Annotated in this window: 19 protein-coding genes and 1 pseudogene; 8 read left to right on the top strand and 12 right to left on the bottom strand. The window is 65.1% G+C overall.

Annotated elements, in window-relative coordinates:
• From C7474_RS14845 to C7474_RS14835, 3 genes and pseudogenes are all read right to left on the bottom strand, one after another.
• A pseudogene (locus tag C7474_RS14845) lies at nucleotides 1–387 on the bottom strand (hypothetical protein); the annotation flags it as partial.
• Nucleotides 387–1,499 carry a M23 family metallopeptidase gene (locus tag C7474_RS14840; RefSeq protein ID WP_121061332.1) on the bottom strand — a complete coding sequence of 371 codons (1,113 nt, stop codon included), beginning with the start codon at nucleotides 1,497–1,499 and terminating at the stop codon, nucleotides 387–389. The pseudogene C7474_RS14845 and the gene C7474_RS14840, both read right to left, overlap by 1 nt.
• Nucleotide 1,500: 1 nt before the next feature.
• On the bottom strand, nucleotides 1,501–2,046 hold the full coding sequence (locus C7474_RS14835; protein ID WP_147436736.1) for a hypothetical protein: 546 nt from the start codon (nucleotides 2,044–2,046) through the stop codon (nucleotides 1,501–1,503).
• Between the two features lie 143 nt (nucleotides 2,047–2,189).
• On the opposite strand from C7474_RS14835, the gene C7474_RS14950 reads away from it, so the two are divergent.
• From C7474_RS14950 to C7474_RS14800, 8 genes are read left to right on the top strand one after another with little or no spacing between them, the layout of a single operon-like run.
• Nucleotides 2,190–2,804 (top strand): DUF6668 family protein, encoded by a 615-nt coding sequence (locus C7474_RS14950; RefSeq protein ID WP_147436735.1) that lies wholly within the window; start codon nucleotides 2,190–2,192, stop codon nucleotides 2,802–2,804.
• A gap of 9 nt (nucleotides 2,805–2,813) precedes the next feature.
• A complete protein-coding gene (locus C7474_RS14830) occupies nucleotides 2,814–3,104 on the top strand; it encodes a TrbC/VirB2 family protein (RefSeq protein ID WP_121061328.1) in 291 nt (96 codons plus the stop codon).
• A 21-nt stretch (nucleotides 3,105–3,125) separates the two neighbouring features.
• A complete protein-coding gene (locus C7474_RS14825) occupies nucleotides 3,126–3,851 on the top strand; it encodes a DUF8175 domain-containg protein (protein WP_121061326.1) in 726 nt (241 codons plus the stop codon).
• Nucleotides 3,848–5,476, top strand: a complete 1,629-nt coding sequence (locus tag C7474_RS14820; RefSeq protein ID WP_147436734.1) for a hypothetical protein — start codon at nucleotides 3,848–3,850, stop codon at nucleotides 5,474–5,476. Before C7474_RS14825 ends, C7474_RS14820 begins: the two co-directional genes overlap by 4 nt.
• A gap of 21 nt (nucleotides 5,477–5,497) precedes the next feature.
• Complete coding sequence (locus C7474_RS14815) at nucleotides 5,498–7,006, top strand: SCO6880 family protein (protein WP_199692486.1); 1,509 nt, start codon at nucleotides 5,498–5,500, stop codon at nucleotides 7,004–7,006.
• Complete coding sequence (locus C7474_RS14810) at nucleotides 7,006–8,652, top strand: ATP/GTP-binding protein (RefSeq protein ID WP_241965296.1); 1,647 nt, start codon at nucleotides 7,006–7,008, stop codon at nucleotides 8,650–8,652. The genes C7474_RS14815 and C7474_RS14810 overlap by 1 nt, the downstream gene beginning before the upstream one ends.
• Nucleotides 8,649–10,427: a type IV secretory system conjugative DNA transfer family protein gene (locus tag C7474_RS14805; protein WP_121061322.1), complete on the top strand. Its 1,779-nt coding sequence runs from the start codon at nucleotides 8,649–8,651 to the stop codon at nucleotides 10,425–10,427. The genes C7474_RS14810 and C7474_RS14805 overlap by 4 nt, the downstream gene beginning before the upstream one ends.
• The gene (locus C7474_RS14800; RefSeq protein ID WP_121061320.1) at nucleotides 10,420–10,830 is read left to right on the top strand and encodes a DUF4913 domain-containing protein; all 411 of its coding nucleotides are present in this window, start codon (nucleotides 10,420–10,422) and stop codon (nucleotides 10,828–10,830) included. Before C7474_RS14805 ends, C7474_RS14800 begins: the two co-directional genes overlap by 8 nt.
• A 184-nt stretch (nucleotides 10,831–11,014) precedes the next feature.
• On the opposite strand, the gene C7474_RS14795 is transcribed toward C7474_RS14800, so the two are convergent.
• The 9 genes from C7474_RS14795 to C7474_RS14745 all read right to left on the bottom strand — a co-directional run bounded on the left by C7474_RS14795 (nucleotide 11,015) and on the right by C7474_RS14745 (nucleotide 25,742).
• On the bottom strand, nucleotides 11,015–11,953 hold the full coding sequence (locus C7474_RS14795) for an N-acetylglucosamine kinase (RefSeq protein ID WP_121061318.1): 939 nt from the start codon (nucleotides 11,951–11,953) through the stop codon (nucleotides 11,015–11,017).
• A 259-nt stretch (nucleotides 11,954–12,212) separates the two neighbouring features.
• Nucleotides 12,213–15,101: a glycosyl hydrolase gene (locus C7474_RS14790; RefSeq protein ID WP_121061316.1), complete on the bottom strand. Its 2,889-nt coding sequence runs from the start codon at nucleotides 15,099–15,101 to the stop codon at nucleotides 12,213–12,215.
• Nucleotides 15,098–17,716 carry a glycoside hydrolase family 2 protein gene (locus C7474_RS15100; RefSeq protein WP_158597359.1) on the bottom strand — a complete coding sequence of 873 codons (2,619 nt, stop codon included), beginning with the start codon at nucleotides 17,714–17,716 and terminating at the stop codon, nucleotides 15,098–15,100. Before C7474_RS15100 ends, C7474_RS14790 begins: the two co-directional genes overlap by 4 nt.
• A 26-nt stretch (nucleotides 17,717–17,742) precedes the next feature.
• On the bottom strand, nucleotides 17,743–18,651 hold the full coding sequence (locus C7474_RS14770) for an ABC transporter ATP-binding protein (RefSeq protein ID WP_121061308.1): 909 nt from the start codon (nucleotides 18,649–18,651) through the stop codon (nucleotides 17,743–17,745).
• On the bottom strand, nucleotides 18,648–19,586 hold the full coding sequence (locus tag C7474_RS14765; protein ID WP_121061306.1) for an ABC transporter ATP-binding protein: 939 nt from the start codon (nucleotides 19,584–19,586) through the stop codon (nucleotides 18,648–18,650). The genes C7474_RS14770 and C7474_RS14765 overlap by 4 nt, the downstream gene beginning before the upstream one ends.
• Nucleotides 19,583–20,626, bottom strand: a complete 1,044-nt coding sequence (locus C7474_RS14760; RefSeq protein ID WP_121061304.1) for an ABC transporter permease — start codon at nucleotides 20,624–20,626, stop codon at nucleotides 19,583–19,585. Before C7474_RS14760 ends, C7474_RS14765 begins: the two co-directional genes overlap by 4 nt.
• A gap of 18 nt (nucleotides 20,627–20,644) precedes the next feature.
• A complete protein-coding gene (locus C7474_RS14755; RefSeq protein ID WP_121061302.1) occupies nucleotides 20,645–21,634 on the bottom strand; it encodes an ABC transporter permease in 990 nt (329 codons plus the stop codon).
• Nucleotides 21,635–21,671: 37 nt separating this feature from the next.
• Nucleotides 21,672–23,357: an ABC transporter substrate-binding protein gene (locus tag C7474_RS14750; protein WP_121061335.1), complete on the bottom strand. Its 1,686-nt coding sequence runs from the start codon at nucleotides 23,355–23,357 to the stop codon at nucleotides 21,672–21,674.
• 153 nt (nucleotides 23,358–23,510) lie between these two features.
• Entirely contained in the window at nucleotides 23,511–25,742 is a 2,232-nt protein-coding gene (locus C7474_RS14745; protein WP_241965295.1) for an alpha-galactosidase, read from the bottom strand.
• Nucleotides 25,743–25,834: the final 92 nt, after the last annotated feature.

Genomic DNA, 25,834 nt, shown 5'->3' with positions numbered 1-25,834 from the left:
TGCCTTCGGCGCCGCCCACGCGGATGCCACCGGCTCCGCAGGCGGGGTTGGTGGCACCGGTCCTCGCGGGATCTGCTGCGTCGGTGTTGCCGCGGTGGTGGGCGCCTTCCTAGGGCGCGCGCGGCGGGCGGCGGCGTGTGGATCCTCGATGACGTTGCCGGCCGGTTCGACGGCGACGTTCCACTCGCCGTCGGGGTCGACGATCTTCATGCGGACGGGTCGGCGTAGCTCGGCGGCGATTTTCGTCGCGTAGCTGATGACCGCCTGGCGGGTGTCGGTGAGCTCCGCGGAGGGGAAGTCGTCGTGACGACCGGCGATGTTTGCGTGGGCGCTTCCGTCAGCGGCGACGGTGACGTGGATGACGGGGTAGGGCGGGACTGCGGTCATCACTGCCTCTCACACGATGAGGGCGGGCAAAGCTCCATGCCGAACAGCTCGTAGAACTCTTCAGGGTGGACGAAGCCGGCGTAGCGGGCAGGTGACCCGAGCGAAACGGCGTCGGGCAGGGAGAGCACTGCTTGGTCGGCGCTGCCGATCTGGTTGATGCGGAAGTCGAGGTGGCATCCGCTGGATGGTCCCTCATTGCCGACGAGGGCGATCGGCTGCCCTGCGGTGACGGTGTCCCCGACGTCGACGGAGACCTGATCCATCCTCATGTGGAGGTACGACACGCTCCATCCCTCGGGCGCTTTGACCGTGAGTTGGTATCCGGCTTTGTAGGTGACGGTGCCGGCGCTGATGGAGTAGATCTGGTCGCCGCAGGGGCTGGGCCAGTGCTGCAGGTCGACGGCGGCGTGCCAGGAAGGTGCGCCGGGGACGCTGATGCTGCGAGGGCCGAAGCCGGAGGTCATGTTGTAGCCCTCGGAGAGGGGGAACTGGATGGCTCCGGTGCCTGTGCACCCGCCGCCTCCGGCGAGGGCGGTGACGACCTGGTTGGCAGGGTCGAAGAACTTCTCGTAGTGGAACGGGTCGGCGTTGCGCTGCACTTTGTGCGCGGCGATGCTCGGCTCGAGTGACGTCCAGTCGTCGACGGCGGCGAGCCGGGTGAGGAACTGGGTGGCGGCGTAGGTGGGGTCCATCACCTGCTCTTTGGTTCCCCAGCTGCCGATGCACCACTGCTGCTGGAACAGCCCGAGGGAGCACGTGGGTGTCCCGTCCGGATTGGTGACGCCGTTGACGTCGTCACCGAAGTCGATGTTGCGCAACGAGCTCTCGCCCATTGCGGTCATCACGGCGATCACCTGAGCCTGCCGATCCAGGCCGAGCGGAACGGCGGCGTTCATGATGAGCGCAGCGTTCTGTAGCTGCTCCCCGGAGTAGCCGGCGACAGGTTCCTCGGGCACGTTGTCAGGGTCGGCGGTGCCGACACCGCCGCTACAGGCGGCGGACGCGCTACCGCCGGTCATGAACAGCAGGACAAGAGCGAAGATGCTCACCACGACGATGATCGGCGTGCCGATGATCAGCGCGCCGGTGAGGTTCTTCGTCCCTTGTGCCATGTCAGCCGTCTGCTGGTCGAATCCGGTCTGCCAGCCACGCCGCGTCGGCGTTCGGGCGGCTGAGACTCACGTTGTAGTTGCCGGCGTCGGTTGGAAGCTGGACGATCAGCGCGACCTCCGTGGAGGCGGGGAGGATGACGCCCGGTCCCGTGACTTTCCGGACGGGAATGCGAGCGGGGTCGGTGTCCTCATATGCGGCTGCGCCGGTCTGAGTGAGGTACGGGTATAGGCCGTTGATCCACTCCTGATAGGGGAGCTCGGGCTGCGCGTAGGCGGTCAGAGCGGCCGTGGCGGCGTCGACTGCGGCGGCTTGGCTGTCGCTCTCAGCCTCCGGGACGGGAGCGACGGTAGCGCCCGTGTCACTCGGGGGAGTGGGGTTGATGGGGTTTGTGCTGGTGGGGTTCGGCGTCCCCGACGCCATGCCATCAGGGGGCGTGGCATTACCACTGCAGCCCGCGAGCAACGCTGCGAGAAGCAAACTCACCGTTGCCGCTACGAGCGGATTCCATCGTCCCGGCCTGTCCGTCACCTTCTCTAAGGTACTCATGAGAAGGCTGTAATGACGTCGTATCGACTATTTCGAGGTGTTCTAGGTAGGTTTGCGTCGTTAAAGTTTTCCCATCTGCTGGATTGAAGCGGTCAGCGATCGATGTGCGATTCAGGATGAAAGAGACGCAACGGGGGAGAGGGATGTCGAACGTCAATCCATGGATCACGAAGGCTGACCACGCAGCAACCGAACAGCCGGAGGTACCCGATACCCCGCGATCTCGTCGCCCGGGGGGACCGCTGACACCGCAGGCCGGTATCCCCGTTCCCGACACGGCGGACAGGCTGCCACGCTGGTCTCAGGCGTGGCCCGCGAAGGTGTGGTGGCTCGGCGTACACGGCGGGGCCGGCGAGTCGACTCTGGCCGCCCTTGCGCAGGACACTCGGGCTGCTCAACACGGGTGGCCGATCGCAGACCCGCCCAACATCGCAACGAACGTCGTCCTCGTCGCACGCTCTAACTATCAGGGCCTGACGGCCGCGCAGCGCGCCGCGACCGAATGGGCATCCGGCGCCCTTGGTAACTCGGTGACCCTCACGGGCCTGGTGCTCATCGCAGACGCGCCCGGTCGACTCCCAAAGCCTCTGCGCGACCTGCGCCAGGTCGTCGGCGGTGGCCTGCCCCACGTATGGACGCTGCCGTGGGTCGACGCCTGGCGGCTCGGCCCTGCAGACCCTTCGATCCCTCTACCCAAGGCATTCCGCGAGCTGTTTGCGGAACTGCATGTGATCTCGAGCAGCCCTGCTCACAACTGAAAGGACCCCATGTCGCTCTCGCAGCTCGGACACGACGTCGTCTACTACGCGCTCGCGCTCCCTGACCCGGAACCTGTCGCCCCTCCCGGATTCGAGGCCGTGAGCACGATCCTCGGCTGGGCAAAGTGGGTGGGTCTGATCGCCGCAGTTCTCGCGCTGATCTTCGTGGCCGTCCTCTTCATGTTTAACTCCCGCCGCGGCGAAGGCGGGGAGCACATCAAGACCTTCGTCTCGATCCTCATCGGCGTCATGATCATCGGCGCCGCAACGGCGCTCGTCGGCTTCATCTCTGGCGCATAAGCACCCTCGGGGGAGATCCAAGTGAGCACGGACACACCTAGGCCGTTCCGCAGCCGCGGCTTCATCGTCGCGGCTGCCGTGGTGGGCCTGATCGCGGTGATTGGGGTGGTCGCTCTCATCGCCGGCCTGTTCAACGGCGATGACGACGCGACACCGCCGACACCCACCTCCACGCCTGCAGAGTCGACTGAGTCGGTGGCAGAAGGTGCCGCCAGCGTTTGCGGGCTTCCTGGCTACTCCGATTCCGGCGCTATCGACTCTCCTCCGGAGACAGAGTGGGAGCTTGTCGGGACGGTAGCGGCGCCGACCGACCCCGACGGAGCGGGTCCCGGCAAGTTGGAGTCGAACGGTTTTCGCTCTTGCTACGCGCACACACCAGAGGGCGCGCTGTTCGCTGCGATCGGGTACGTTGCAGTCGCCTCGGACACGCGGAACACGAACCGTCTGTACGAACTTCTCGCTGACGGCGAGGTGAAGGACCAGCTCGAGGCGACACCGGCGCCTGCGGAAGCGGGTGCCGACCGCCTCCAGGTCGCGGGCTTCAAGATCAACTCCTACAACGCCGAAGAAGCGGTCATCGACATCGCATGGTCGGTCACGTCGCAAGGCGGAGCACTAGTCAGCCTCCCCACGGTCCTGAAATGGCAGGACGGCGACTGGAAAGTTGAGATTGGCACTCAGGGGCCAGCCTTCGCTCCGTCTCCGCTGGAGAACCTCGGCGGTTACATCCCATGGGCAGGGGTGTGACCCTCGCTGGAGCCGCCACCTCAGGCGGCGACTGCAGCAACCCGATCTACTTCGCTACACACTCAGGCGAGTGCATCGCTCAGGGCGCTTCCGACATCGTGTCCAATGCATCGAACGATGCGATCCAAGAACTCATGAATCGCACTCTTGAGGGCTTCGGCGCCGCGGTTGCGAGCATGGGCAGCATGTGGGTGCAGGTTCCCACTCCGGTGCTGACGGCCGGCGACGGCTCGACGACCGGGGGCGGCACGCCGCCGGGGAGTGAAGCGTTCGGCACGATCCTCAACTACGTCACGTACATCGGTCTGACGGTTGCCGTGCTCTCTCTCATCGCGCTCGGCGCGCTCGTCACGGTGCGCGTCCGTCGCGGTGAGGGCATTCGCAGTGTCGGGGCGCTGGGAATCATCTTCATCGCCGTGATGCTCATTTCGGGGGCATCTGCACTCGTCGGCGGCCTCATGCGCTCTTCCGCCCCGGACGGTTCCTCGTCTGCGGTCGGTTTCCTGCAGAACTCCCTCTGGTTCTACGTCGGCGGCCTGGCCGTTCTGTCGGTCATCGTCGGCGGCATCCGCATGGCGTGGGAGCAGCGCGCACAGCCGGGTAAGGACCTGATCCAGTCGCTCCTCACGCTCTTGGCAGTCTCGGGTGCGGGCCTGGCGATCCTCACTTTGGCGGTGACGGCAGCTGACGCGTTCTCCGTCTGGGTGTTGAATAACGCCACAGATTGCGACGTCTCTGCCGGCGGGGCGTCCCAGTGCTTCGGGACCAACGTTGCGGCGATGCTCGCGCTCACTGCTTCCTCACCCATCGGCATCATCGGCGTCCTCGTTCTCGCAGCGATCGCGATGCTGATGGTCTTTGTGCAGGTCGCACTCATGGTGGTGCGCGGTGGGCTGCTCGTCATTCTCGCCGGTGCGCTTCCACTCACAGCGAGCTTCACCAACACACAGATGGGGCGTCAGTGGTTCGGCCGCGTCATCGGCTGGACGCTCGCTTTCGTTCTCTACAAGCCCGCCGCAGCGCTCATCTACGCCGCGGCATTCCAACTCGTCGGAACTGACGCCTTCCTCGACGACGGTGGAGGACTCTGGTCGATTCTGACCGGCATGGCACTGATGCTCATGGCGCTCGTCGCTCTGCCGGCACTACTGCGTTTCGTCGCTCCCATGACCAGCGCCGTTGCGGGCGGCGGGGGCGCGGGCATGGCACTGGCAGGCGCCGCCGGCGCGATCGGCGGAGACGTCGCTACCGGTGCGATCCGCCGTATCTCCAGCTCGGCCGGATTCCCGGCCGGCGGAGGCGGCGGCGGAGCGCCCGCCAACAGCCCCGGCTCTCCGGCGACCGGCGCCGGAGGCGGCTCGGCGCCGCGGCCTGTACCTACGGCTGGATCGGGCGGCGGGACTAGTGGCGCCGCTGCAGGCGGAGGGAAAGCCGCCCCAGGCGCCACGTCGGGCGGGGGTGCCGCAGCCGGTGGCGGTGCCGCTGCTGGTGCCGGCCCCGCTGGCGCTGCCGTGCTCGTGGCCGAGGCCGGCGTGAAGGCGGCGAAGGGTGCCGCCGCGGCCACCAAGCAGGCTGCTCAGACCGCCACAGACGATTCCACCAACGGCCCGTCAGGGTCGCAGTAAGCGAGGCGATCGGACATGACCATGACGAGCGAGACGGCGACGGGCGCCCCGCGCAGCTACGGCAACTGGACGAAGCCGACCACCGCAGGGCTCCTCGGGCTGAGCGCTCTCGGCACGGGGATCCTCTTCACCGGCGCCGGTTTCGCCGTCGTCGTGACGATGGTCTCCAACATCGGCAACGGCGTCATCACAGGACTGATCTTCGGGCTGTTCCTCCTAACGGTGGCGGCGAAGGACAAGCACGGACGGAGCCTGCTATCGCGGGCCGCAACAAGGGCAGGATGGATGTTCACGAAGTCGAAGGGCGCACACCTCTACCGCTCAGGCCCTCTTGGTCGAGCCGAATGGGGAACCGCGCAGCTACCCGGCCTCGCGGCCGGATCGCGCCTCACCGAATGGCGCGACTCCTACAACCGCCCATTCGCCCTGGTTCACGTCCCGTCGACGTCGCACTACACGGTCGTCATCGGCACGGAGCCTGACGGCGCCGCTCTCGTCGACCGGGAGCAGGTCGACGCGTGGGTTGCGGAGTGGGGCATGTGGCTTGCCGGTCTCGGGAACGAGCCCGGCATCGAAGCTGTCTCGGTGACCATTGAGACGGCCCCGGACTCTGGCACTCGGCTACGACGCGAGGTCGCTAGCCGCATCGACGACGACGCGCCCGCGTTCGCGAAGCAGCTGCTCGAGAACCTGGTGGATCAGTATCCTGCGGGTTCCGCGACGATTCGCGCCTATGTGGCGCTCACCTTCAACGCGGCTTCTCGCGTGGGTGGGCGCAAGCGCAGCGCTGAGGATATGGGGCGCGAACTCGCATCCCGCCTGCCCGGCCTCACGCAGGGGCTGACAGCGACCGGCGCGGGCACGGCGCGCCCTCTCACGGCTCAGCAACTGTGCGAAGTGATCCGCGTGGCCTACGACCCCGCGGCGGCACGTCTCATCGACGAGGCAAACGCGGCCGGCGAACCGCCCGAGCTTTACTGGCCGGAAATTGGGCCTACGGCGCATCAGGCGGGGTGGGACACCTACCGTCACGATTCCGCGCTGTCGGTGACGTGGATGATGAGCGGCGCCCCGCGCGGCAACGTGCCGTCGAGCATCCTGTCCCGTCTACTCGCCCCGCACCGCGATATCGCGCGGAAGCGGGTCACCCTGCTGTACCGGCCGATCGACGCCGCCAAAGCCGCTGCGATCGTGGAAGCGGACGTGCGCGCTTCTTCTTTCAACCTCGCCAGCTCTGACAAGCCCACGGCTCGGAATCTGACCAGTGCGCGTGCGGCTGTGGCGACGGCGGCTGAGGAGGCCGCAGGCGCGGGCCTTGTCCAGTTCGGGATGCTCGTGACGGCGACCGTGCTCGACGCCTCGCAGGAGGCCGACGCGAAGGCGGCGATCGACAACCTCTCTGCCACAGCGCGGCTCCGCCTGCGCCTGGTGCATGGCTCGCAGGACTCCGCTTTCGCGGCGGCCCTGCCCCTCGGTCTCGTGCTGCCCAAGCACCTGCAGGTGCCCAACGAAGTCAGGGAGCAGCTGTAATGCCCGCACTTGACGACCAGCGCCGCCGCCGGCCTCAGAAGCGCAAGCCGCAGGAGCTCACTCCGCCCGCGAAGAGCATCCGCACGGACAAGGAGAAGAAGCCGGCCATCAAGCGCCCCGGCCCCCGTGGGTGGCTGGGACGCGGCCGCGGTGAGGTTAACGTCGTGGCGCCGGTCGATGAGTGGCGCGGAACGACCGTGCAGGTGTGTGGCCTCCACCCGTTCTCGGTCGGGAGCGGCACACCGATGATCGGTGTGCCGATGGGCCTGCAGCTGTTTACGGGTGCCACGGTCTGCGCGGATCCGATTTCGTGGTTCCAGGACGCGGATCTCATCAACAACCCGTCGATGTTCGTCCTCGGCCTTCCCGGTCTCGGCAAGTCGACGTACACGCGCCGCACCGCGGCCGGTCTCGCGGGTCTCGGCACGCTTCCGCTCGTCCTGGGGGATTTGAAGCCGGACTACGTCGACATGATCCGCGCTCTGGGTGGGCAGGTCATCACCCTCGGCCGCGGTCGCGGGCACCTGAACATCCTCGACCCGGGGGAGGCGTTCGACGCCGCCGAACGCCTCCGTGAAGCTGGCAAGGAGAAGGAGCGAGCGCAGGTCCTCGCGGACGCTCACGGCCGCCGGCACACGATGGTGTCGGCGCTGCTGACAATCCTTCGCAAGGAACCGCCCACCGATCGCGAGGAGTCGATCATCGACCGCGCGCTCCGGGTGCTCGACGAGCACCACGACGGCGTCCCTGTTCTGGGCGATCTGCTGCGAGTCATCCAGGAGGCACCGCAAGAGGTCCGTGACGTCGCCCTCGACCGTGGCGACCTCGGTCGCTACAAGGCGATCACGGAAAACCTTGAGGCGTCCCTCATCAGTCTCACCTCGGGCGGTCGCCTCGGTGAGACCTTCGCCCACGCAACCGACGTTCCGATGCTGCGTGACCGTCCCGTCGTCTACGACGTCTCGTCGATCGACGACTCCGACACCGACATGCAGGCGGCGATCCTGCTCGCCTGCTGGTCCGCAGGATTCGGCACCGTCAACGTCGCGAACGCTCTCGCAGACGCCGGACTCGAGCCCCGCCGGCACTACTTCGTCATCCTCGACGAGCTCTGGCGCGCCCTGCGCGCCGGGCGGGGCATGGTCGACCGCGTCGACGCCCTCACCCGCCTGAACCGGCAGCGCGGCGTCGGTTTGGCAATGATTTCGCACACCATGAGTGATCTTCTGGCATTGCCTAGCGAGGACGACCGGATGAAGGCTCGCGGCTTCGTCGAGCGCTCCGGGATGGTGGTCTGCGGTGGGCTCCCCGTGGCTGAGATGCCGCAGCTGACGACAGCGGTACCGCTGTCTCACGCGGAGCAAGAACTCCTGACGTCCTGGCAGGACCCCGGCACGTGGGAGTCCGGCCCTGGTTCGGAACCTCCCGGGCGAGGGAAGTTCCTCATCAAGGTCGGCGGGCACCCCGGCATCCCGATCAAGGTAGAACTCGTCGAGGCGGAGCGCTCGATCAACGACACCAACAAGCTATGGCACGCGACGACCGCGTTCCCCGAACCGGACGAGTCGAACCCGATGATCGGTCTCGACGACGCCGCTCACGCGGCGCAAGAGGTTCCCGATGAGCTGGAAGAGGGCGCCGCGTGAGCGCGACCAACAAGCGGTCTCAGGGCGTCGACGGATCGACGATCGCCCTCCTCATCACGGTGGTGAGCGTGTTCCTGGTGCTGGGAGTGGTGTGGGGCGCTGTCGCACTTGGCTCGCAGCTCGACGGGGTGAACGAGGGGCAGAATTCCGACCCCTTTGAGGTGTTCTTCGGGGTCCTGCGCGGCAAGGTCGTCTGGCCGGCATCCGCCACCTGGATCGTGGCGGTGCTCGGCGGCGCCGTACTCGCTCTCGGCATCCTCATCGCTGTCGCGGCCGCTCGAGCACAGGGGCGCCGGTCGTCTGTCGACGCCGCCGCGACGCACATGGGCAAGGGCCGGCAGCTGCAGTCCCTCTCCGCCTCGGGCGCCCGCCAGACCGCGCAGCGTCTCGGCGTCCGCGACTGGGTCGGTGTCCTCATCGGTATCACCGTCGCCGGCAGGCAACGCATCTACGCGTCTCCCGAGGACATGATCACGCTGATTGCCGGCCCGCGAATCGGTAAGTCCACCGCATACGTCATCCCGGCGATCGCGGATGCGCCTGGTGCTGTGCTGACGACGTCGAACAAGCGCGACGTCCTGGACGCCACTCGCGAGCTCCGTGCGACCAAAGGGCAGGTGTGGGCCTTCGACCCGCAGAGCATCGCCCTCGAATCTCCCACCTGGTGGTGGAACCCCCTCAGCTACGTGACCGACGACGTGAAGGCCGCGAAACTGGCCGCGCACTTCGCCTCGGGCTCACGCTCGGGCGACAGCCGCGGGGATGCGTACTTCGACAACGCCGGTCAGGATCTCCTCGCCGGCTTCCTGCTCGCCGCAGCGCTCGAGAACCTGGCGATCACGACCGCCTTCACCTGGACGACCACGCCCGGCGATGATGAGCCGGTGCGGATCCTCCGCCGACACGGGTACGAGCAAATGGCGGATGCCGTCTCCGGGCAGGTCAACGGCGAGTCCCGCCGCCGCGACAGTGTCTACGGCACCGCCGCCCAAATGGCGTCGTGCCTCAAGGTGCGCGCGATCGCTCAGTGGGTGACCCCCCAGGGCGGTCTCGATTCGCGGCCGCAGTTCGACCCGCACGCTTTCGTGCGCTCCAACGACACCCTCTACAGCCTCTCCAAGGAGGGCCGCGGCACCGCCGGCCCGCTGGTGACCGCACTGACGGCCGCAACCGTTGAAGCGGCCGAGGAGTACGCGACCACGCAACCGGGCGGGCGCCTGCAGGTGCCGATGCTCGGTGTTCTCGACGAGGCCGCGAACGTGTGCCGTTGGCACGACCTCCCCGACCTTTACAGCCACTACGGGTCTCGCGGCATCGTCCTGATGACGATTCTGCAGTCCTGGTCTCAGGGGGTGCAGGTGTGGGGACGTGACGGGATGCGCAAGCTGTGGAGCGCCTCGAATGTTGCCGTCTACGGCGGGGGAGTGAAGGAGCCGGAGTTCCTGAACGAGCTCTCGCAGATGATCGGTGACTACGACCGGCGCACGACCTCGACGAGTGTCGGCCGCGGCACCCTATCGACCTCTCACGGGGTGCAGCGTCAACGCACCTTGGACGTCGCTGACCTCGGCGCGTTGCCGCGTGGCCGCGCGGTGGTGTTCGCCTCTGGTGCTCCCGCGACCCTCGTTGAGACGGTCCCGTGGATGAACGGGCCGCACGCGGCCGCGTTGCGCGCGTCGATCGCCGCGCACGATCCCTCTCACAGCACGCCCGCCTCGGTCGCCCCTGCTGTGAGAGCTGCCGTGATCGACGAAAGCGAGCCGCGCGATGAGTGACCTGCTCGATGACTTCCGCGACGATGATGACGTCGACGAGCCGACCCCTGAGCTGGTCTACGGCTCCGTCGACGAGTTCGTTCGCGAGTACCTGCGCCACATGTACACGCGCCCTGTCGGCCCGGGAAACGCCCGCTACCGGTGGGCGGCGGACTGGTGGCGCTACCCGGAAGCTGTTGCCCGCCTTGAGGGTCTGTGGCGGTCCTGGGAGCACCTTCGACTCGACCCCGCGACGGGCGCAAGCGTATGGTGGCGCGACCACGCAGACCATCACATGAACCTGCTGCTTAGCCCCGACGGCCCCTTCGCGAAGTCGAAGGACGCGTGCGAACCTGGCGAGCCACTGCCGTACGCCGACCCCCCCGCGATGTGGTTCCCAGATGTGCGGCTCCCCAGCGGTTGATTCTCTTCACCGGCGGTTGGACGAGCCAGATCGTAACCACGAACGCTATGCCGGCCACTGTGCGTCGGCGACCTCGCAACTCCTCATCGCCCGGTTCCAGCCCGCCATCGGTCTTCGTAGACCTTCGATTCATCGGCAATTGCAACGGGGACGCTCACTCCGCCAAGAGATAGAAGTAGGTCAGCTATCTGACGGAACTCCCTCGTGCGATGGAAACGTCGGCGGTCAGGGGATGCTCCGACGCCAGGTCGGCAAGTGCCGCTGCGCCATCGATCCCATGGCCGAGGGGCTCGCGGAAGGAGACGTCCAATTCGCTCGCCGCGACATGGTCGGTGAATGTCTTGTGGAGAAGCGGTGATTGAAAGATGCCACCGATTGCGCATACCGCGAACGTTTCCCCGTACTCCTGTACCCGGCGTAGCGCGGTCTCGACGCTATGTGCGAGCTCGCGACCTGCCCGCGCCGTGATGAGTTGTGACACGCCGTCGCCCTCGGACGCTAAGCGTGCCACATGCTTCGCGAGGGAGGCGACGATCTGAACGCGATCCCCTGCGGATTGCAGGCTGATGTAGGCCTCGCTGAGGTCCGGCCAGCGATCCTCGACGACGGCTCGCAAGGCAGTGGCGGGTGCTCGACCGTCATACGCGCGCATCACCGCATCCAGCGCCTCCCGGCCGATCCAGTAGCCGCTGCCGGCATCGCCCATGACGTTGCCCCACCCGTCTACGCGAGCGACACGGGTTCGTCCGACCGCGAGGGTCACCACGCCCGTACCGGACGCGACGACTGCCCCGCGGCCTATGCCTAAGGCCCCGAGGAACGATGTCGTGGAGTCGTGCGCCAACCGGACCTCATTGACTCGGGGATCGTTGATGCCAGCGAGCAGTGCCGCGGCATCGGCTTCACGAGAGGTAAGGCCGGAGACCCCTGCCATAACCGAGGACACAGTGGCGTCGGTCCGGGCGAGCACAGCCTGGGCGACGGCTGCTAGTTGTGGCAGAAGCGGCTCATGTGTGCGAATACCGGGGAAAACCTCGTCGTGGCTGCCAGTGCTGCTCGGGAACCGAACCTTGATCCCGGTTTGTCCAGCGTCGATTGCCAGCACGCCGTTTGTCGCGGTCATCTCACACCCTTCAGGACCGCGAACGCCTTCGGGAGTGCGTCGCCGGCCGGTGTCACGTGTCGGTAATGCGTTTGCGGGGAGGACGATCGCGGTGCCACCGAGTCATCTCCTTTTCTCGGAGTGCTGCGCACTCGATGATTTGTAGTCGGCGCTGGCTGCGCGCGATGCGTTGGTGCGAACGCTCAGTCAAAGACGGGGCGCGGTGGAGTGTGGCCCCGGGAGGTCTGCGCGTCCCGGGGCCACACACGGCTGGTGGCTGTCAACGTGCGGTGACGGCCTCAATCTGGTGCTGTCCAGCGTCGAGATACAGGTTTACGCCTCGTACGTCGCCGAGCAGGTTTTGGCACTCCTCCGACAGCGTGGACAGGTCGATCACCACTGCATCATCACCGGTCCGAGGACCGTCGATCCTCGCGACGGGCGCAGGTTCGCACCAACTCCAGCTAGATCCCAGCTGAAGTGCGGTTCGAATCTCGGTGCCCGTCGTGTTCGGAATGTCGATACTCAGGGTGGTTCGCCCTGCAAGGTTCCAGCCTCCGAAGCTGCCGACCCAGTCGGCACTGGGCAGATCAATGAGGAGAGAGCCTTCAGCAGCGCTGACCGTGCCGGCACCGTTGGTGTGCCAGCCTTGCACGCCGTCCTCGAAATCGAAGAGGACAACTGGTGGTTCCAGTCCGGGCAGCTGATCGAACCGGAACAGCCATCGAGCCAGTTCCGCGCGAGTGACCAGAAGGGAAGCGCCGAATCGCTCTTCCTTCGCGGGCTCCACCACACCGGATTCGGTCACCCACGCCACCGCTGCGGCATTCGGGTGTGAGGCTTTGACGTCTTTGAAGGACCCGTCGGCAGCTGGAGTCGGCTCTCCCGCGAGGTTCCACAGGATCCCCGCAAACTCGAGCCGCGAGACTTTGCCTCGCACTGAGCCGATCGATTCCTGCCCACCTGCACGATATGCCTCGAGCACCTTCGCGAGATCGTCCGTGTCGATCTTGCGATGCGGCTGGAACCGCCCTTGGGATCCGGCGAGGTCGACGACCTCATCGTGAAGCCACTTCACGGCTTCGTGATCCGGATCTTCCAGTGGCACGTCGGGATATACCGGTGCCGGCGGCGGCCCGGGTACGGCGCGCAACTCGTCGAGGACGACAGATCCTTCAGTGGCCGCGCCGTCGACAGCGTTGATGAACACGCTGAATTGGGTGACATTGCGTAGGGTTGCCGCGTCGAGGCGGCGCTCCGCATTAGCGGTGTCCCACGGTGCGGGGCGCCAGTCTGCGAACGGAATAGTCGCCTGGTACGGTTCCTCGCCGGACAGGGAGGGATAAGCCTCGAAGGCGACACCATCGGCCACGAGTTGGAGGACGAGCTTGTTGCCTGAAGCGTCTGGGTCGATCCATGCTGTGAAGTCACCGAAGGTGGACCAGTCGCCCTGCAGCCGTCGGCCGATGCCGGTGTAGGACTGGCTCGCGAATGAGTAGCTCATCCGCATCGCGGAATCGCCGCCGCCGACCACACCACCGCTGTCTGACCGCACGAGCGCCAGGGTATTCACGTTCTGCGGAACCCAGTTACGGCTCAGCGCAGCCTCGTCGGAATAGGTCTCGAAGTCGTCCACGACGCCCGGCGCGAGAGTGGGCTCCGGGCCCAGCACCACGCTCGACTGCACCGTGTCCACTTCGGATCCGCCGGAGTAAACGTGCACCGTCAGCAGTCGTGTCGAGTTGTTGAATTCTTCCGCGGCCGGGTTCCACACGCCGGTCCACCACAACTCGCCATCGCCCGGGGCCGCGAGTTCGATCTCTCCATCGGCGTCATCCACCGTGACAGTTACCCGGTCGGCGCTGAAGCCGGTGACGGATGCACGAAGCTCCACTGGTCCTGAGACAACCCGAGCGGCGTCGGCGGGACTTGCCAGGTGCGTGACAGCGGACGCAGTTGCGGTAGTCCGGCGGTCGTAGATACCCGTCAGATCGTCGGCGAACAGTGTGGAGGGGTTCGCGTGGTAGTCAAGGAAGTCGGGGAGCATCTCACCGGCCACGGGCGTGTACGGCGCCGCCGTGCCACCGTAGTTGGCCCAGGTCAGCATGTATGCCGTGTTGGCGGCCGATGGGTTTGCTCGGATGGCGTTCAGCACATCGGTATACCAATTGATGTTCTTGTTGTCGCCGTCAGGGCGAACACCGCCTGAGATCCCGAACTCCGTAAATGCGCTGATCTTGCCTCGTTCGGCAGCAAGGTCGCCGAGCATCGCCAGGTCGGCGACCAACGAGTCGAGGAAACTTTGCGACGCGCCGGTGTCGTCATACGTGTCATACCCGAGAACGTCGACGAAGTCGTCGCCTGGGTAGGTGCGAAGGTAGGTCGCGGCGTCTCCGCCAAAGCCACCACCGGGAGAGAAGGCGTACAGCAGATTGTGGACGCCTTTGACGTCCCTCAAGTACTCGACCGTGAAGCGGAAGAGTTCGGCGTACTCACCAGGTGTGCCGAAGGCTGCGCCCCACCAGAACCAGGAGCCGGCGTTTTCATGCCAGGGGCGGAAGATGATGGGGATTGGGTTGCCGTCCTCGTCCACGGCGTTCTGAGCAGTGACTGCGAAGCGGTCCAGGTACGCTCGCAACTCGTCGTGGTGCGAGCCCCCGGGCAGCACGGCACGCAGAGGGTCGCCCGTCGTGTCGTAGAAGTCGCCGCCGGTGGCCAGGTTTTCCAGGTGGACGGTCATGGTGCTGACGGCCCCAACGGCGTGCGCCTGCTGGATGTTTTCCGCCAGGACGAGGGCCTTGGCCTCACGCTCGGCCAGCGCCATTCCAGCTGTCTCCAGGGTGTCGAACCCGATGACTGCTGGGTGATCTCCTGTCGCGGCCAAAACGTCCGATGACCAACCGTCTTGTTGACCGAAAGAGGAACCAAAATACAGATCCTCCTGGTGGCCGAACAGCACACCTTGGCCGCCCAGATCACGCAGATATGCGAACAGAGATCTTGTTTCCGGTGTGGCCTCGGCATCGACCAAGTCCACCGCCGCTGGCTCTGCCGCGGTATTCGCCTGTTCGTTAGCGGTAGCGACTCCGGCTGTTGCCGGGACGCATATCGTTGCCGCGATGACGGCCGCTATGGCGACGGTCATCCGGTGCTTCAGGGTGCTCTTCATCGAACCTCCACTTTGTTTCGAACGGTCCCGGTCGGGATCGCAGGGATGGTTAGGCCAGGCTGGACAAGGTCGTTAGCGCAACGCAGGGCAGCTGCGAAGGCCTGGGGGTCGCCAAGCGCCGATGTGGTGATCCGGAAGGTGACGCTTTGCCCAGTGCGCAGCGTCACCATGCCCTCATCGACTCGCGCGGACGGGTCGACCTTGTCCACGTGGCAGAAAATGTCCCGCGCGAGCGAGAGTGCAGTCACCGTTAGCTCGTACCCCTCCGCGGTAGTCCTTCCTTCGACCTGCAGAGGGCTCGAGGCGAGGCGCTGATCGACCACCTCGGCCCCATGCCGAAATGCCGGCGCGACTCCTAGGTCGGGGCGGTCCGCCGACGCGACCAGCACCTCTCCTGCGGCATCTCCGAAGGTCGAGATCTCGGACGGGATGGTCACTGTCGCCGCGCCACGTGCGGGTGCATCGACGGCGAGGGTGGTTTTGGCTACCACTGACCCATCGAGCGTTTCGCGTGTAACAGTCCAGGTGCCGGTCAACCGTTCGGATGTGTCATTGACCACTACAAGGGCAAGGGTGTCGTTTTCGGGGGCCACCCCCTCCCACGCTGCGGCCTGCGCCTGGGCAGATGCGCGCGGCTGGATCGTCGCGAGCCGCGGAGCATATGCAGCCCGCAACGCATACCAAAGGGGTTTGCGGTGCTCATCGTGATCGACGGCAGCCCAGGAGACGACCGGCCAGTTGTCGTTCAGCTGCCAGACAATCGTTCCCGTGTTGTGTGGTGTCAGCGATCGCGCGTGCTCGATACCGAACCGCACCGCGTGGGCCTGGTTGAGCTGGGTTGTCCAGTGCCAGTCCTCGAAGTTGACCGGGTCCGGTAGATGTCCTCGCCAACCCCGCTCAAGCTTGACGTTTCCCTGATGAGCCTTCTGATGCACGAGCATCTGCCGACCGAAGGGGTCAAGCGGCTCGTCATGCACAACCTTCGTCAGCGTCGACCACGCGGGCGGGCCTTGGAATCCGAACTCCGAAAGGAACCGCGGCTTGTACTGCGCATAGGTCGTGTAGTCCTCTCGGTTCCACACGTCCCAGATGTGCATGGTTCCGTAGCGCTCGTCGTTGGGATGCCGGTACTCGCCGAATGAGTATGGGCTTGCGGGCGAGTACGGTCGTGTCGGGTCCAGCTCGGCGAGAATGGTCGGAAGGAGCTCGCGGTAGTAAAGGTCTCCCCATCCGCGACCGTTCAAGTCGCCGGCCCAGCCCCAGTCCACCGAACCCCAGGTGTTCTCGTTGTTGCCGTTCCATAGGACGAGCGAGGGATGCGGGCTGAGCCGGGTAACGTTCTGCCTCGCCTCGGCCTCCACCTCTGCGCGCATCGGATCGCTCTCGCTGTAGGCGGCGCATGCAAAGGGGAAGTCCTGCCAGATGAGCAGGCCATGCTCATCTGCGAGATCGTATAGGTCGTCGGATTCGTAGATGCCGCCGCCCCAGATACGCAACAGATTGATATTGGCCTCACGTGCGTCGTCGACACGGCGGGCATATCGATCCCGGTCGATCTGCGTGAGGAATGCGTGGTCCGGAATCCAGTTGGCTCCCCGGACAAGCACGATCTCACCGTTGATGCGGATCAGGAACGGCGCGCCACCTTCATCGGGCGTGGTGTCGAGCTCGACGGTGCGGAATCCAACTCGTCCGTTCCAGCTTGCGCCCTGGTCAGCACCGCTCGCGGTGACCTCAACGTCATACAGTGGTTGGTCCCCGTATCCGACGGGCCACCAGCGCTGCACGCGGGGGACGAGCACACTCACGACGCCTTCGACGGCGCCCGCCGGGATCACCCCCGTAGCATCTACGGGTTCCCCGCCTGGACCGGTGACGCGCACGTGAACGCGAACATCGTCAGCGGGACGTGAGCCGTCACGTTCAATCTCAACGTGTGCCCGCAGGATACCGTCAAACTCGCCCGTCTCGGTGGGAGCTACCTCGACCAACGGGCGAACGGAGGCAATGCGCACTCCCGACCAAGAGTCCAAACCGAGCGGCTTCCATATCCCGGCGCCCGCGACGTCGATTCCCCAGTCCCAGCCGAAGGATGCCGCCATCTTCCGGAGTTGATTGAACTCGTGGTGATTCACTCGCGGCAAGGCTCCGTCGCGCGCGGCGCGGGCATCCGTCTCCGGGACGGGCGCTGCGAATGTCACGACGATCGTGTTTTCTCCTTCGCGCAACGTGTCGCGCACGTCCCACCGGTATGAGCGGTGCATGTTTTGGGTACGCCCGACCTCGACGCCGTTCAACTCCAGCGTCGAAACGGTGTCCAAGCCAAACGCAACAAGATCAGTGCGGACGGAAGAGCTTGGTTCCCACGTGAAGGTGGTGGAGTAACGCCAGTCCGTGTCACCAATCCACTGCTGCACAGACTCGTTATCCCCATCGAAGGGGTCTTCAATAAGCCGGGCACGGTGCAGATCGAGGTGTGCCTCGCCCGGCACGGCCGCGGCGATGCCGTTCGTCAGCGATGCGACGACGGTCTCCGGAGCGTCATCGGCGAGGCGCGCAGCGGTCAGGGTCCATCTTTGGGGCATGGACTGGAAAGTCGGGGGTACGTGTGTCATCAGATCCTCGAGTGCGTCGATGTAGGTCAGGAGATGGACTTGGCGTGCCGAGCTGTCGCAACCCCTGCGTCCTGCCATTCACCGGCGAAATGGTCGTAGCAGACGGAGTTGTCGATGGCCTTCCGATCCCCGCCCGCCAAGATCGTGGCGCCGGCGGGACGCTCGGGGTCGGGCGCCGCCATCTTGAGCAATTTGGTGTAGTCGTGACGGGCGTCCAGAATCACGGCGTCGGAGGGTCCGCGTTCGACCACCCGCCCCCGGTAGAGCACCACGATCTCATCGGAGAAATGCCGTGCGGTGGCGAGATCATGCGTGATGTAGAGCACGGCGAGGCGCTCCTCGCGTTGGAGGCGGGCGAGGAGATTGAGCACTCCCAGCCGGATCGAGACGTCAAGCATTGAAACCGGCTCGTCCGCAATGATCACTTGCGCTCCAGGGGCGAGAGCTCGGGCGATCGCCACCCGCTGACGCTGTCCACCGGACAGTTCGTGGGGGCGCCGCGGGGCGATGTCCTCAGCCGGGGTGAGGTTAACTCGCTCGAGCATCTCCAAGACGCGTTGTTGGGTCTCGGTAGCGGTGCGCGTGCGCCCGTGGATACGCAGTGGCCGAGCGATGTGATGCTCGATCGTGTGGAAAGGATTGAGGGAGGCGAAGGGATCTTGGAACACCATCTGAACTTGACGCCGGTACAGCGAGCCTTCTACGGGCGTGTCGTCGTCGAGGCGAACATCGACAGTGCCAGAGGTGGGTTTCTCCATCCGGGTGAGGATCTTGGCGATCGTCGACTTGCCTGACCCCGACTCACCGACCAGCGCCACGGTACGGCCGGGCACGAGGTCGAGGCTGACGTGGTCGACGGCGCGCAGCTGCGATCGTTTCGCGCCTGTCCGCACGGTGTAATCCTTGACCAGGTCGGTGACGTGAACGCGGGTCATGACTGGTTCTCCTCGGTGCGTTTGAGCGGCAACGTGGCGGTGTGGTCCTCACCGGTGCGAATGAAACTGCCGCGGTCTCCAGCAAGACTGGGGAAGGAGCTCAACAGACGGCGCGTATATGGATGCCGCGCGTGGGTGTAGAGCTCGTCGGATGTGCCAAGCTCGACGATTTCGCCCTCGAGCATCACTGCGATGCGGTCGCTGATCTCGAGCAGGAGCGGCAGATCATGGGTGATGAAGACGACAGCGAAGTTCAACTCGTCCCGCAGTCGGAGGATCTCCCGGAGGATGTCGCGTTGCACCACCACATCTAGAGCGGTGGTGGGCTCGTCCATGATCATGACCTGTGGCTCGAGCAGCATCGCCATCGCGATCATCACGCGTTGACGCATGCCTCCGGACAGCTCGTGCGGATACGACCCGATGCGTTTGGGATCCACCCCGACGCGCGCAAGAACCTCTTCAGAGCGGCGCCGGATCTCCCGGTTAGACATCTTGGGCCGATGGGTCCTCAAGGTGTCACGCAGTTGTGCTCGGATGGAGATGACAGGGTTGAGGGCGTTCATGGCACCCTGAAACACCATCGACAGCTTGTCCCACCGGAATGCCCGAAGCGCGTTGTCCTCCAGTGCCAGCACATCAATGTCCTGACCGGTCGCGTCGTGGAAAACGATCGATCCTGAAGCGACCCGTGCGGGGGGGCGGTGCAACCGGTTGATGGCGTACGCGAGAGTCGTCTTACCGCAGCCGGACTCGCCTGCCAGGCCGAGGATCTCCCCGCGATGCAATGTCAGGCTGGCGCTCTTCACAGCTGTCACCGGGTTTTCCACCTCGTACACAACGGTGAGGTCAGTGACGGTGAGGACTGCCTCGCGCTCGCTAGCGTTGCCCGTCGACACCTGCGGGTCCTCTTTTCTCTGCGTCGAGATTGTCATCGCGCTGCCACCTCGATGGCTGATTCGTGGTCTTGTGCACGATGCTGTTCACGGGCCATCTCGCGCTCGAGCTTGGCCGCTTTCCGGGCCCGCTTACGGTGCTGACGCAGGTGCTTGAGCTTCGGGTTGATGATCTCGTCAATCGAGAAGTTGATGAGGGACAATCCCATCCCAAGCAACGCGATGATGAGCCCAGGCGGGAGGAACCACCACCACGCGCCGACGGAAAGTGCGAACGCGTTCTGCGCGAAGTACAGCATTGTTCCCAACGTCGACGAATTCGACGCACCCAATCCGATGAAGGCCAGACCGGCCTCTCCGAGGATGGCAGCGATCACCGCGAAGACGAACCCCGAGGCGAGAACCGGCAGAAGGTTCGGCAGAATTTCGACGATGATGACGCGCCACGAAGCTTCGCCGGAGATCTTAGACGCGGCAACGTAGTCGCGATTCCTCACTGAGAGCGTCTGCGCCCGGAGAACGCGCGCGCCAGCCGCCCAGCTGGTCAGGGCGAGCACCACGGCGATCGTCCATAGTCCCCGACTCTCGCGCGGCACGAAGCCCGCGATGACGATCACGAGCGGAAGACCCGGAATCACAAGGAACACGTTGGAGAGCAGCGAGAAAAGGTCGTCCGCGAATCCACCCACGTAGGCGCCGTAGATCCCGAAGAACGCTGACAAAGCGGTGGCCAAAATGCCTACCGTGAATCCGATCACCAGCGAGCCGCGGGTTGCGACGGCCAACTGAGCCAGCACGTCCTGCCCCGTATTCGTTGTTCCCAAGAGGAATTCTGCCGAGGGGCCGGTCATGCCGATGTTGCGCACCGTGGTGGGGTCACCGAGAAGCCAGGGACCCACTATCGCGAACACGATGATCCCTGCCACCAGGAACAGCCCGAGCGCCAGCCATGGCGTCATGGTCGGAAGCAGCATCCGCCAGCCGGATCGCACCCGGCGGCCGGCACGGTCGCGCTGTTCGTTCTCTGCGGCGAGGGCGTCGACCGGAACCGGATTGTTGTCAGGAGTGAAGTTCGTCATCTCGATCGTGTCTCCGAGTCAGGATCGTGCACGGGTGCGGGGGTCGATCACGCCATACAGAAGGTCGACCACGAGATTGGCTCCCAGCACGCCAAGCGTGATGAAGAGGAACACACCCTGCATGAGTGCGTAGTCGTTGTTAGTGACGGCACCCAGCAGGCGACTGCCAATGCCGGGGTATGAGAACACCTGTTCTGTGATCACTGACCCGGACACGATGAATCCGAGGGAGATCGCGAATCCGGCAACCGAGGGAAGCACCGCATTCCGAGATGCGTATGTGCGGAGAATCGTGCGCGGCGTTAGTCCTTTTGCCTCGGCGGTCAGGATGTAGTCCTCAGAGAGGGTGGAGACCATCATGTTGCGCATGCCCAGCAGCCATCCTCCGATGGAGGCCAGCACGATGGTCAGCGCGGGGAGAAAGCCGTAATGGATGGCGGAGGAGATGAATTCCCAATCCCAGCCGGGGGTCAACGTGACGTCGTATCCGCCCTGCATCGGGAACCAACCCAATACCCGTGATAGCAGGTAGGTGAGCAGAAGGGCGAGCCAGAAGTAGGGCACGGCTGCGAGGAGGGTGGTTGAGGGGATCAACGAATCCAGCCAGCTTCCCGGGCGCCAACCGACCAGGGCGCCGAGAACCACGCCCAGGGTGGCGGCCATGATGGTCGCCACCCCGACGAGCACGATTGTCCATGGCAGTGACTGCATGATGACCTCTGAGACCGTCGCCGGGTAGTAGCTGACCGAGACCCCTAGGTCGCCCTGGACGAGGTTGGCGAGGTAGTTCGTGTACTGCGACCACAGCGGCTGTGAGTCGTCGCCCCCCAGAAGGAGTGCATAAGCCTCGCGCGTCTCCGGCGACACCGTTCCACCGCGCTGCTGCAGCTTGGCCAACAGAATGTCGACCGGGTTGCCGGGCATCAGACGGGGGATCGCGAAGTTCAGCGTCAGCGCCGCCCAGAGTGCGACGACGTAAAAGCCGAGTTTGCGCGCGAAATAGCTCATTGAACTCTCCTTATGAAGGGCGACGACTCAGTGCTCGTCAGCCCTGCGGCTCGAGCCGCTTGAAGATCTCGGCGGCATCGAAGGACGACCACACCGCCGGGAAGGCGTAGAGATCGTCGTCAGAGGGCCAGCCGCTGAAGTCGGCGGTGTTCCAGATGCTGGTGGTGCCGCCGGTGAGGATCGGGATGTACGGCATGGCGTCGACGATCTCGGTCTGGATGGTGTCGAACAACGGCTGGCGAGCCGCCGCGTCGTCAAGCGGCAGCGTGGCGAGCTGCTCGAGTGCGCTGTCCACCGTCGGGCTGGAGAAGCGGGAGTAGTTGTTCCCGGCTGCTTCGCCTACCTTTGCGCCGCTGCTGGATGCGAAGAAGTAGTTGTAGACGTAGTACGGATCAGAGACAGGGCCCTGCCACAGGGAGTCGATAGCCAGTTCGAAGTTGCCGTTGACTCGCTTGTCGGTCCATTCGTTCCACGAGGACTGGGCAGCGGTGAGCTCGATGCCGGCTGCCTTCGCCTGCGAGGCGAGGACGTCCAGCGCTGTGATGTAGTCAGTCCAGCCGGTGACCACCTCGATAGTCAGCGAAAGTCGCTCGCCATCCTTGGCGTAGATGCCGTCCTCACCCTTGACCCAGCCAGCTTCTTCCAGAATCTCGCTGGAAGCATCGACATCTGCCGACATCGGTGCAACCTTTTCCTGTACCTCGTCCGAGACGAAGGTGTCCTGACTGGGCGTCAACGCGAACGTCGGGGACACCTCACCTGCAGTGTCTTCGAACGCCAAGTTGTTCAACTGAGTGCGGTCGATCGCGTAGTAGATGGCCTTCCGCACGGCGGGGTCGGTCTGCGGGCCTTCACATCCCTGCTCCGCGCTGGAGCAAGAGGCGAGGACCATCTGGCTCTGCCACTGCGTGAAGTGGTCGTAGCTGGGGAAGTTCTTGTTGGTGTTCTGAATGTCGGGGATCGGGCCGGTCTGCCAGTCGATAGTGCCGGCGGCGATACCGTCGGCGCCGGCCTGGTTCCCGGAGAGGGCGACGTACCGGATGTTTTCGAGCGCCGGCACACCACCCCAGTAGTCGGGATTGGCTGTGTAGGTGAACGCTTGCGGCTTGTAGTCGCCGAGGACGTACGCGCCGGTGCCGACCGGCTTCTCGATGACATCCTGCTCGGGGTTGACGTCTTTCCAGATGTGCTCCGGAACGATGGGTGTGGCCATGAAGTCGGGGCCCTTCACGAACACGGGCGCGTCGAAAGTGAACTTCACCTGCGTGTCATCGACCGCCTCGACGGTTCCATCGAACCCGGAGCTGTTGATGCCCGGCGTGGACTTGAGCAGCTCGAACGTGAACACAACATCCGCGGCGGTGAACGGCTCTCCATCGCTCCACGTGACGTCGTCGCGCAGGGAAACGGTGAGTTCAGTGCCGTCAGCGTTCCAAACCTGCTCGGTCCCAAGCAAAGGGACCGGCTCGCTTACCTCGGCCTTGTTGTAGAAGAACAGCGGCTCGTAGATCGTTCCCAGACCACCGATCCGGGAGGGGGAGAACGGGTTGAAGTTGATCTGGTAGTCGCCGGCCTGCCCCGTGTACGCGACCAAGGTGGAGCCGTCGGTTTCGCCTTTCGAGCTGCCGTTCGGCGACGCGCTGCACGCGGCGAGCAGTACGCCCAGCGTCGCAGCACCCGCCACAACGGCCATGCGCCGCGGAGAGTTTGACTTGAGGAACATCTTCAGTCCTTTCATTCGCGGGTCCACTCCGACCCGACGTTTTCGAGCGCCGCCTCCGGCGTCTGACTACAGCATGCCGCGCGGTACTTAAGCGGTCAAGTTACGATTTCGCATCTTCCCCGGGCGGGGGCAATATCCCGCCACTGATGCGTTTCAGTAATCGATTGCGATAGCTCGGATAATCACTGCCCGGTCAGCGAAAAGCTCCGGCAGCGCGATACCGGCGCTTGTCAGCATGCGTCCGGGGAGTTCCACACCTCCGGACATCAGCCATTCCAGCGGCGCTCCCCAATGGGTGGCGATACCGTCGACCGCTGTTATCGGGCCGTCTAGAGCCACGCGATAGTGGCGGTCAGGGTCGATCCCCGGCAGTGCGACGGGCGGCGGTGGCCACACTGTCGACGAAGCAGTGCAAACCCAGGCGTAGAGCGCTTCGTTCTGTTCCTCATCCACGACGCCGTGCAGGCGATACGACGGGTCCGGAACGTCAGCGTGCACCACCGTCCCGCTGTGCAGCAAGCGGCGGCGGCGCTTGTAGTAGGCAACCCACTCGGCCAGACGCGCCCGCTCTGAGCTAGAGGCTTCCGTCAGGTCCCATTCGATACCCATGTGGCCGAAGAGGGCGATCGCGCATCGGAAGTCAAGCGGAAGTGCTCGTCCTGAAGTTGGTGCGACCGGTGAGGAGATGTGCGCGCCGAGCATCTCGTACGGGACGAGCAGGTTGGTCCACCGCTGCAAATCCAACCGTTCGTGGGCGTCGGTGGAATCGGATCCCCAGACGCGGTCCGTTCTCTCCAGAATCTCCAGGTCCACCCGCCCACCACCAGAGGCGCAGGTCTCGATCTCGAGGCCTGGATGGCGGAGGCGAAGAGCATCGATCAGCCGGTACACCGCCTCGGTTTGGGCGCGCGCCGCCGACCGTCCAGACGGCGGCAGACCGCCCTCGCCGAGTTCACGGTTATGGTCCCACTTGAGGTACCCGATGGGGTACTCGTTCAGGAGCGCATCAAGTTGGTTGAGCACATGTGCATATGCGCCCGGATCGCTGAGGTTCAACAGTTGCTGGTTTCGCGCAGCGCCCAACATTCGGCCGCCACCGGCGGTCAGGATCCATTCGGGATGGGCACGGGCAAGGTCGGAGTCGAGGTTGACCATCTCCGGCTCGACCCACAAGCCGAATTCCATGCCGCGCTCTCGGACGTGATCAACAAGAGGCCACAACCCCTTCGGATAGACCTCGGGCGAAACCACCCAGTCTCCCAGCCCGGCTGTGCTTCCCCGTCGCGCGCCGAACCAGCCGTCGTCTAGAACGAACCGCTCCGCACCGACCTCGGCAGCCGCGTCTGCGAGTGTGAGCAGCCGATCCAGGGAGTGGTCAAAGGTGACCGCTTCCCAAGTATTTACGATCACGGGTCGGGGTGTGCCGGGGTGATGAGCTCGTGCACGAAGCCACTCGTGGATCCGTGCGGTGGCGGCGTCGAGGCCGTTCCCATATGTGGCGTACATCCAGGGCGACGTGTACGTTTCGCCCGGCTTGAGTCTCACCTCGCCGGGCTCTAGCGCTTCGCCAGCGCCGAGTAGCGCTATGCCGTGATAATTGCGCTCCGCCAGCATTCTCTGATTGCCAGACCAAGCCGAATGCACGGCCCACACCTCACCGCTCCGGGCACCGAATCCCGACTCGCCGGCACAGAGCAGGTAGCCCGTGTCGAACCCGGGGCGACCACGATGCCCGGTCCGTTCGTGCGTTCCATGAACGAAGGGGAGTCGTTGCGGAGACCGCTCTCGGAGCTGGTGCCCAGTGAAGTCGAGCAACTCAGTCGCGTGCGCCGGGACTGGCAGAACGGGCAAGACACCAGCGATGTCGTAGACGGCAGACACGTCTATGTCGACCGCCCGAGTCGAAATCTCAGCCGACGTTCCCGGGCTAGCGGTCACGGCAGCGCGGATCCTGATCAGGCCGGATTCGCTCTGTTCGATCTCCAACCTCAGATCCAGTCCAGCCGCGACGTCTTGACCCGATACGACAACACCCTGAGCCCACGGCGTTGGCCGATCATCGAGCTGTGTCGCAGTAACGACGAATCGTACCGAGGGGCTGGCGCCGGCCCGGTGACCTTCAACTCCCCGGACGCCCGGCCACCCGGCAGACGCCTCCGGGAGTACGGAGACGGCCATTCCGCCGTCGACTGGGGTACCAAAGGGTTGAACTGTGCGCGCTCTATCGAGCTGGATGAGCTCGTCCTCGGAGACGATGCCGAGGTCAGCGCCCCAGTGAACGACCCGGGGGAGGCGGTCTCCGTCGAAAGCCAGCACCAGGCTCACGCCGCCAGCGCTCAGGTGGATCATTCGATGCTCCGTTGCCATTTTGTCCCGGTCGTCCATGAGGGGCAGTAGTGGCAACGAGCGCAGAAAGATCTGGGCCCGAGCCGAAAGTCACCTTAATCGCTTAAGTGCCTGATCGTCAAGCTGGGTCT

Source organism: Microbacterium telephonicum (genome assembly GCF_003651225.1).
In the GTDB taxonomy this organism is placed as follows: Bacteria; Actinomycetota; Actinomycetes; order Actinomycetales; family Microbacteriaceae; genus Microbacterium; species Microbacterium telephonicum.
Note: the sequence above shows the minus strand (reverse complement) of the source record. Positions and strands in the feature narration are given on the sequence as shown.

Coding starts and splice junctions, on each gene's coding strand:
- C7474_RS14840 (WP_121061332.1), bottom strand. CDS start 1,499: ATGGCACAAGGGACGAAGAACCTCACCGGCGCGCTGATCATCGGCACG.
- C7474_RS14745 (WP_241965295.1), bottom strand. CDS start 25,742: ATGGACGACCGGGACAAAATGGCAACGGAGCATCGAATGATCCACCTG.
- C7474_RS14815 (WP_199692486.1), top strand. CDS start 5,498: ATGACGAGCGAGACGGCGACGGGCGCCCCGCGCAGCTACGGCAACTGG.
- C7474_RS14755 (WP_121061302.1), bottom strand. CDS start 21,634: ATGAGCTATTTCGCGCGCAAACTCGGCTTTTACGTCGTCGCACTCTGG.
- C7474_RS14790 (WP_121061316.1), bottom strand. CDS start 15,101: ATGAAGAGCACCCTGAAGCACCGGATGACCGTCGCCATAGCGGCCGTC.
- C7474_RS14835 (WP_147436736.1), bottom strand. CDS start 2,046: ATGAGTACCTTAGAGAAGGTGACGGACAGGCCGGGACGATGGAATCCG.
- C7474_RS14770 (WP_121061308.1), bottom strand. CDS start 18,651: ATGACCCGCGTTCACGTCACCGACCTGGTCAAGGATTACACCGTGCGG.
- C7474_RS14800 (WP_121061320.1), top strand. CDS start 10,420: ATGAGTGACCTGCTCGATGACTTCCGCGACGATGATGACGTCGACGAG.
- C7474_RS14830 (WP_121061328.1), top strand. CDS start 2,814: ATGTCGCTCTCGCAGCTCGGACACGACGTCGTCTACTACGCGCTCGCG.
- C7474_RS15100 (WP_158597359.1), bottom strand. CDS start 17,716: ATGACACACGTACCCCCGACTTTCCAGTCCATGCCCCAAAGATGGACC.
- C7474_RS14950 (WP_147436735.1), top strand. CDS start 2,190: ATGTCGAACGTCAATCCATGGATCACGAAGGCTGACCACGCAGCAACC.
- C7474_RS14810 (WP_241965296.1), top strand. CDS start 7,006: ATGCCCGCACTTGACGACCAGCGCCGCCGCCGGCCTCAGAAGCGCAAG.
- C7474_RS14765 (WP_121061306.1), bottom strand. CDS start 19,586: ATGACAATCTCGACGCAGAGAAAAGAGGACCCGCAGGTGTCGACGGGC.
- C7474_RS14750 (WP_121061335.1), bottom strand. CDS start 23,357: ATGTTCCTCAAGTCAAACTCTCCGCGGCGCATGGCCGTTGTGGCGGGT.
- C7474_RS14760 (WP_121061304.1), bottom strand. CDS start 20,626: ATGACGAACTTCACTCCTGACAACAATCCGGTTCCGGTCGACGCCCTC.
- C7474_RS14795 (WP_121061318.1), bottom strand. CDS start 11,953: ATGACCGCGACAAACGGCGTGCTGGCAATCGACGCTGGACAAACCGGG.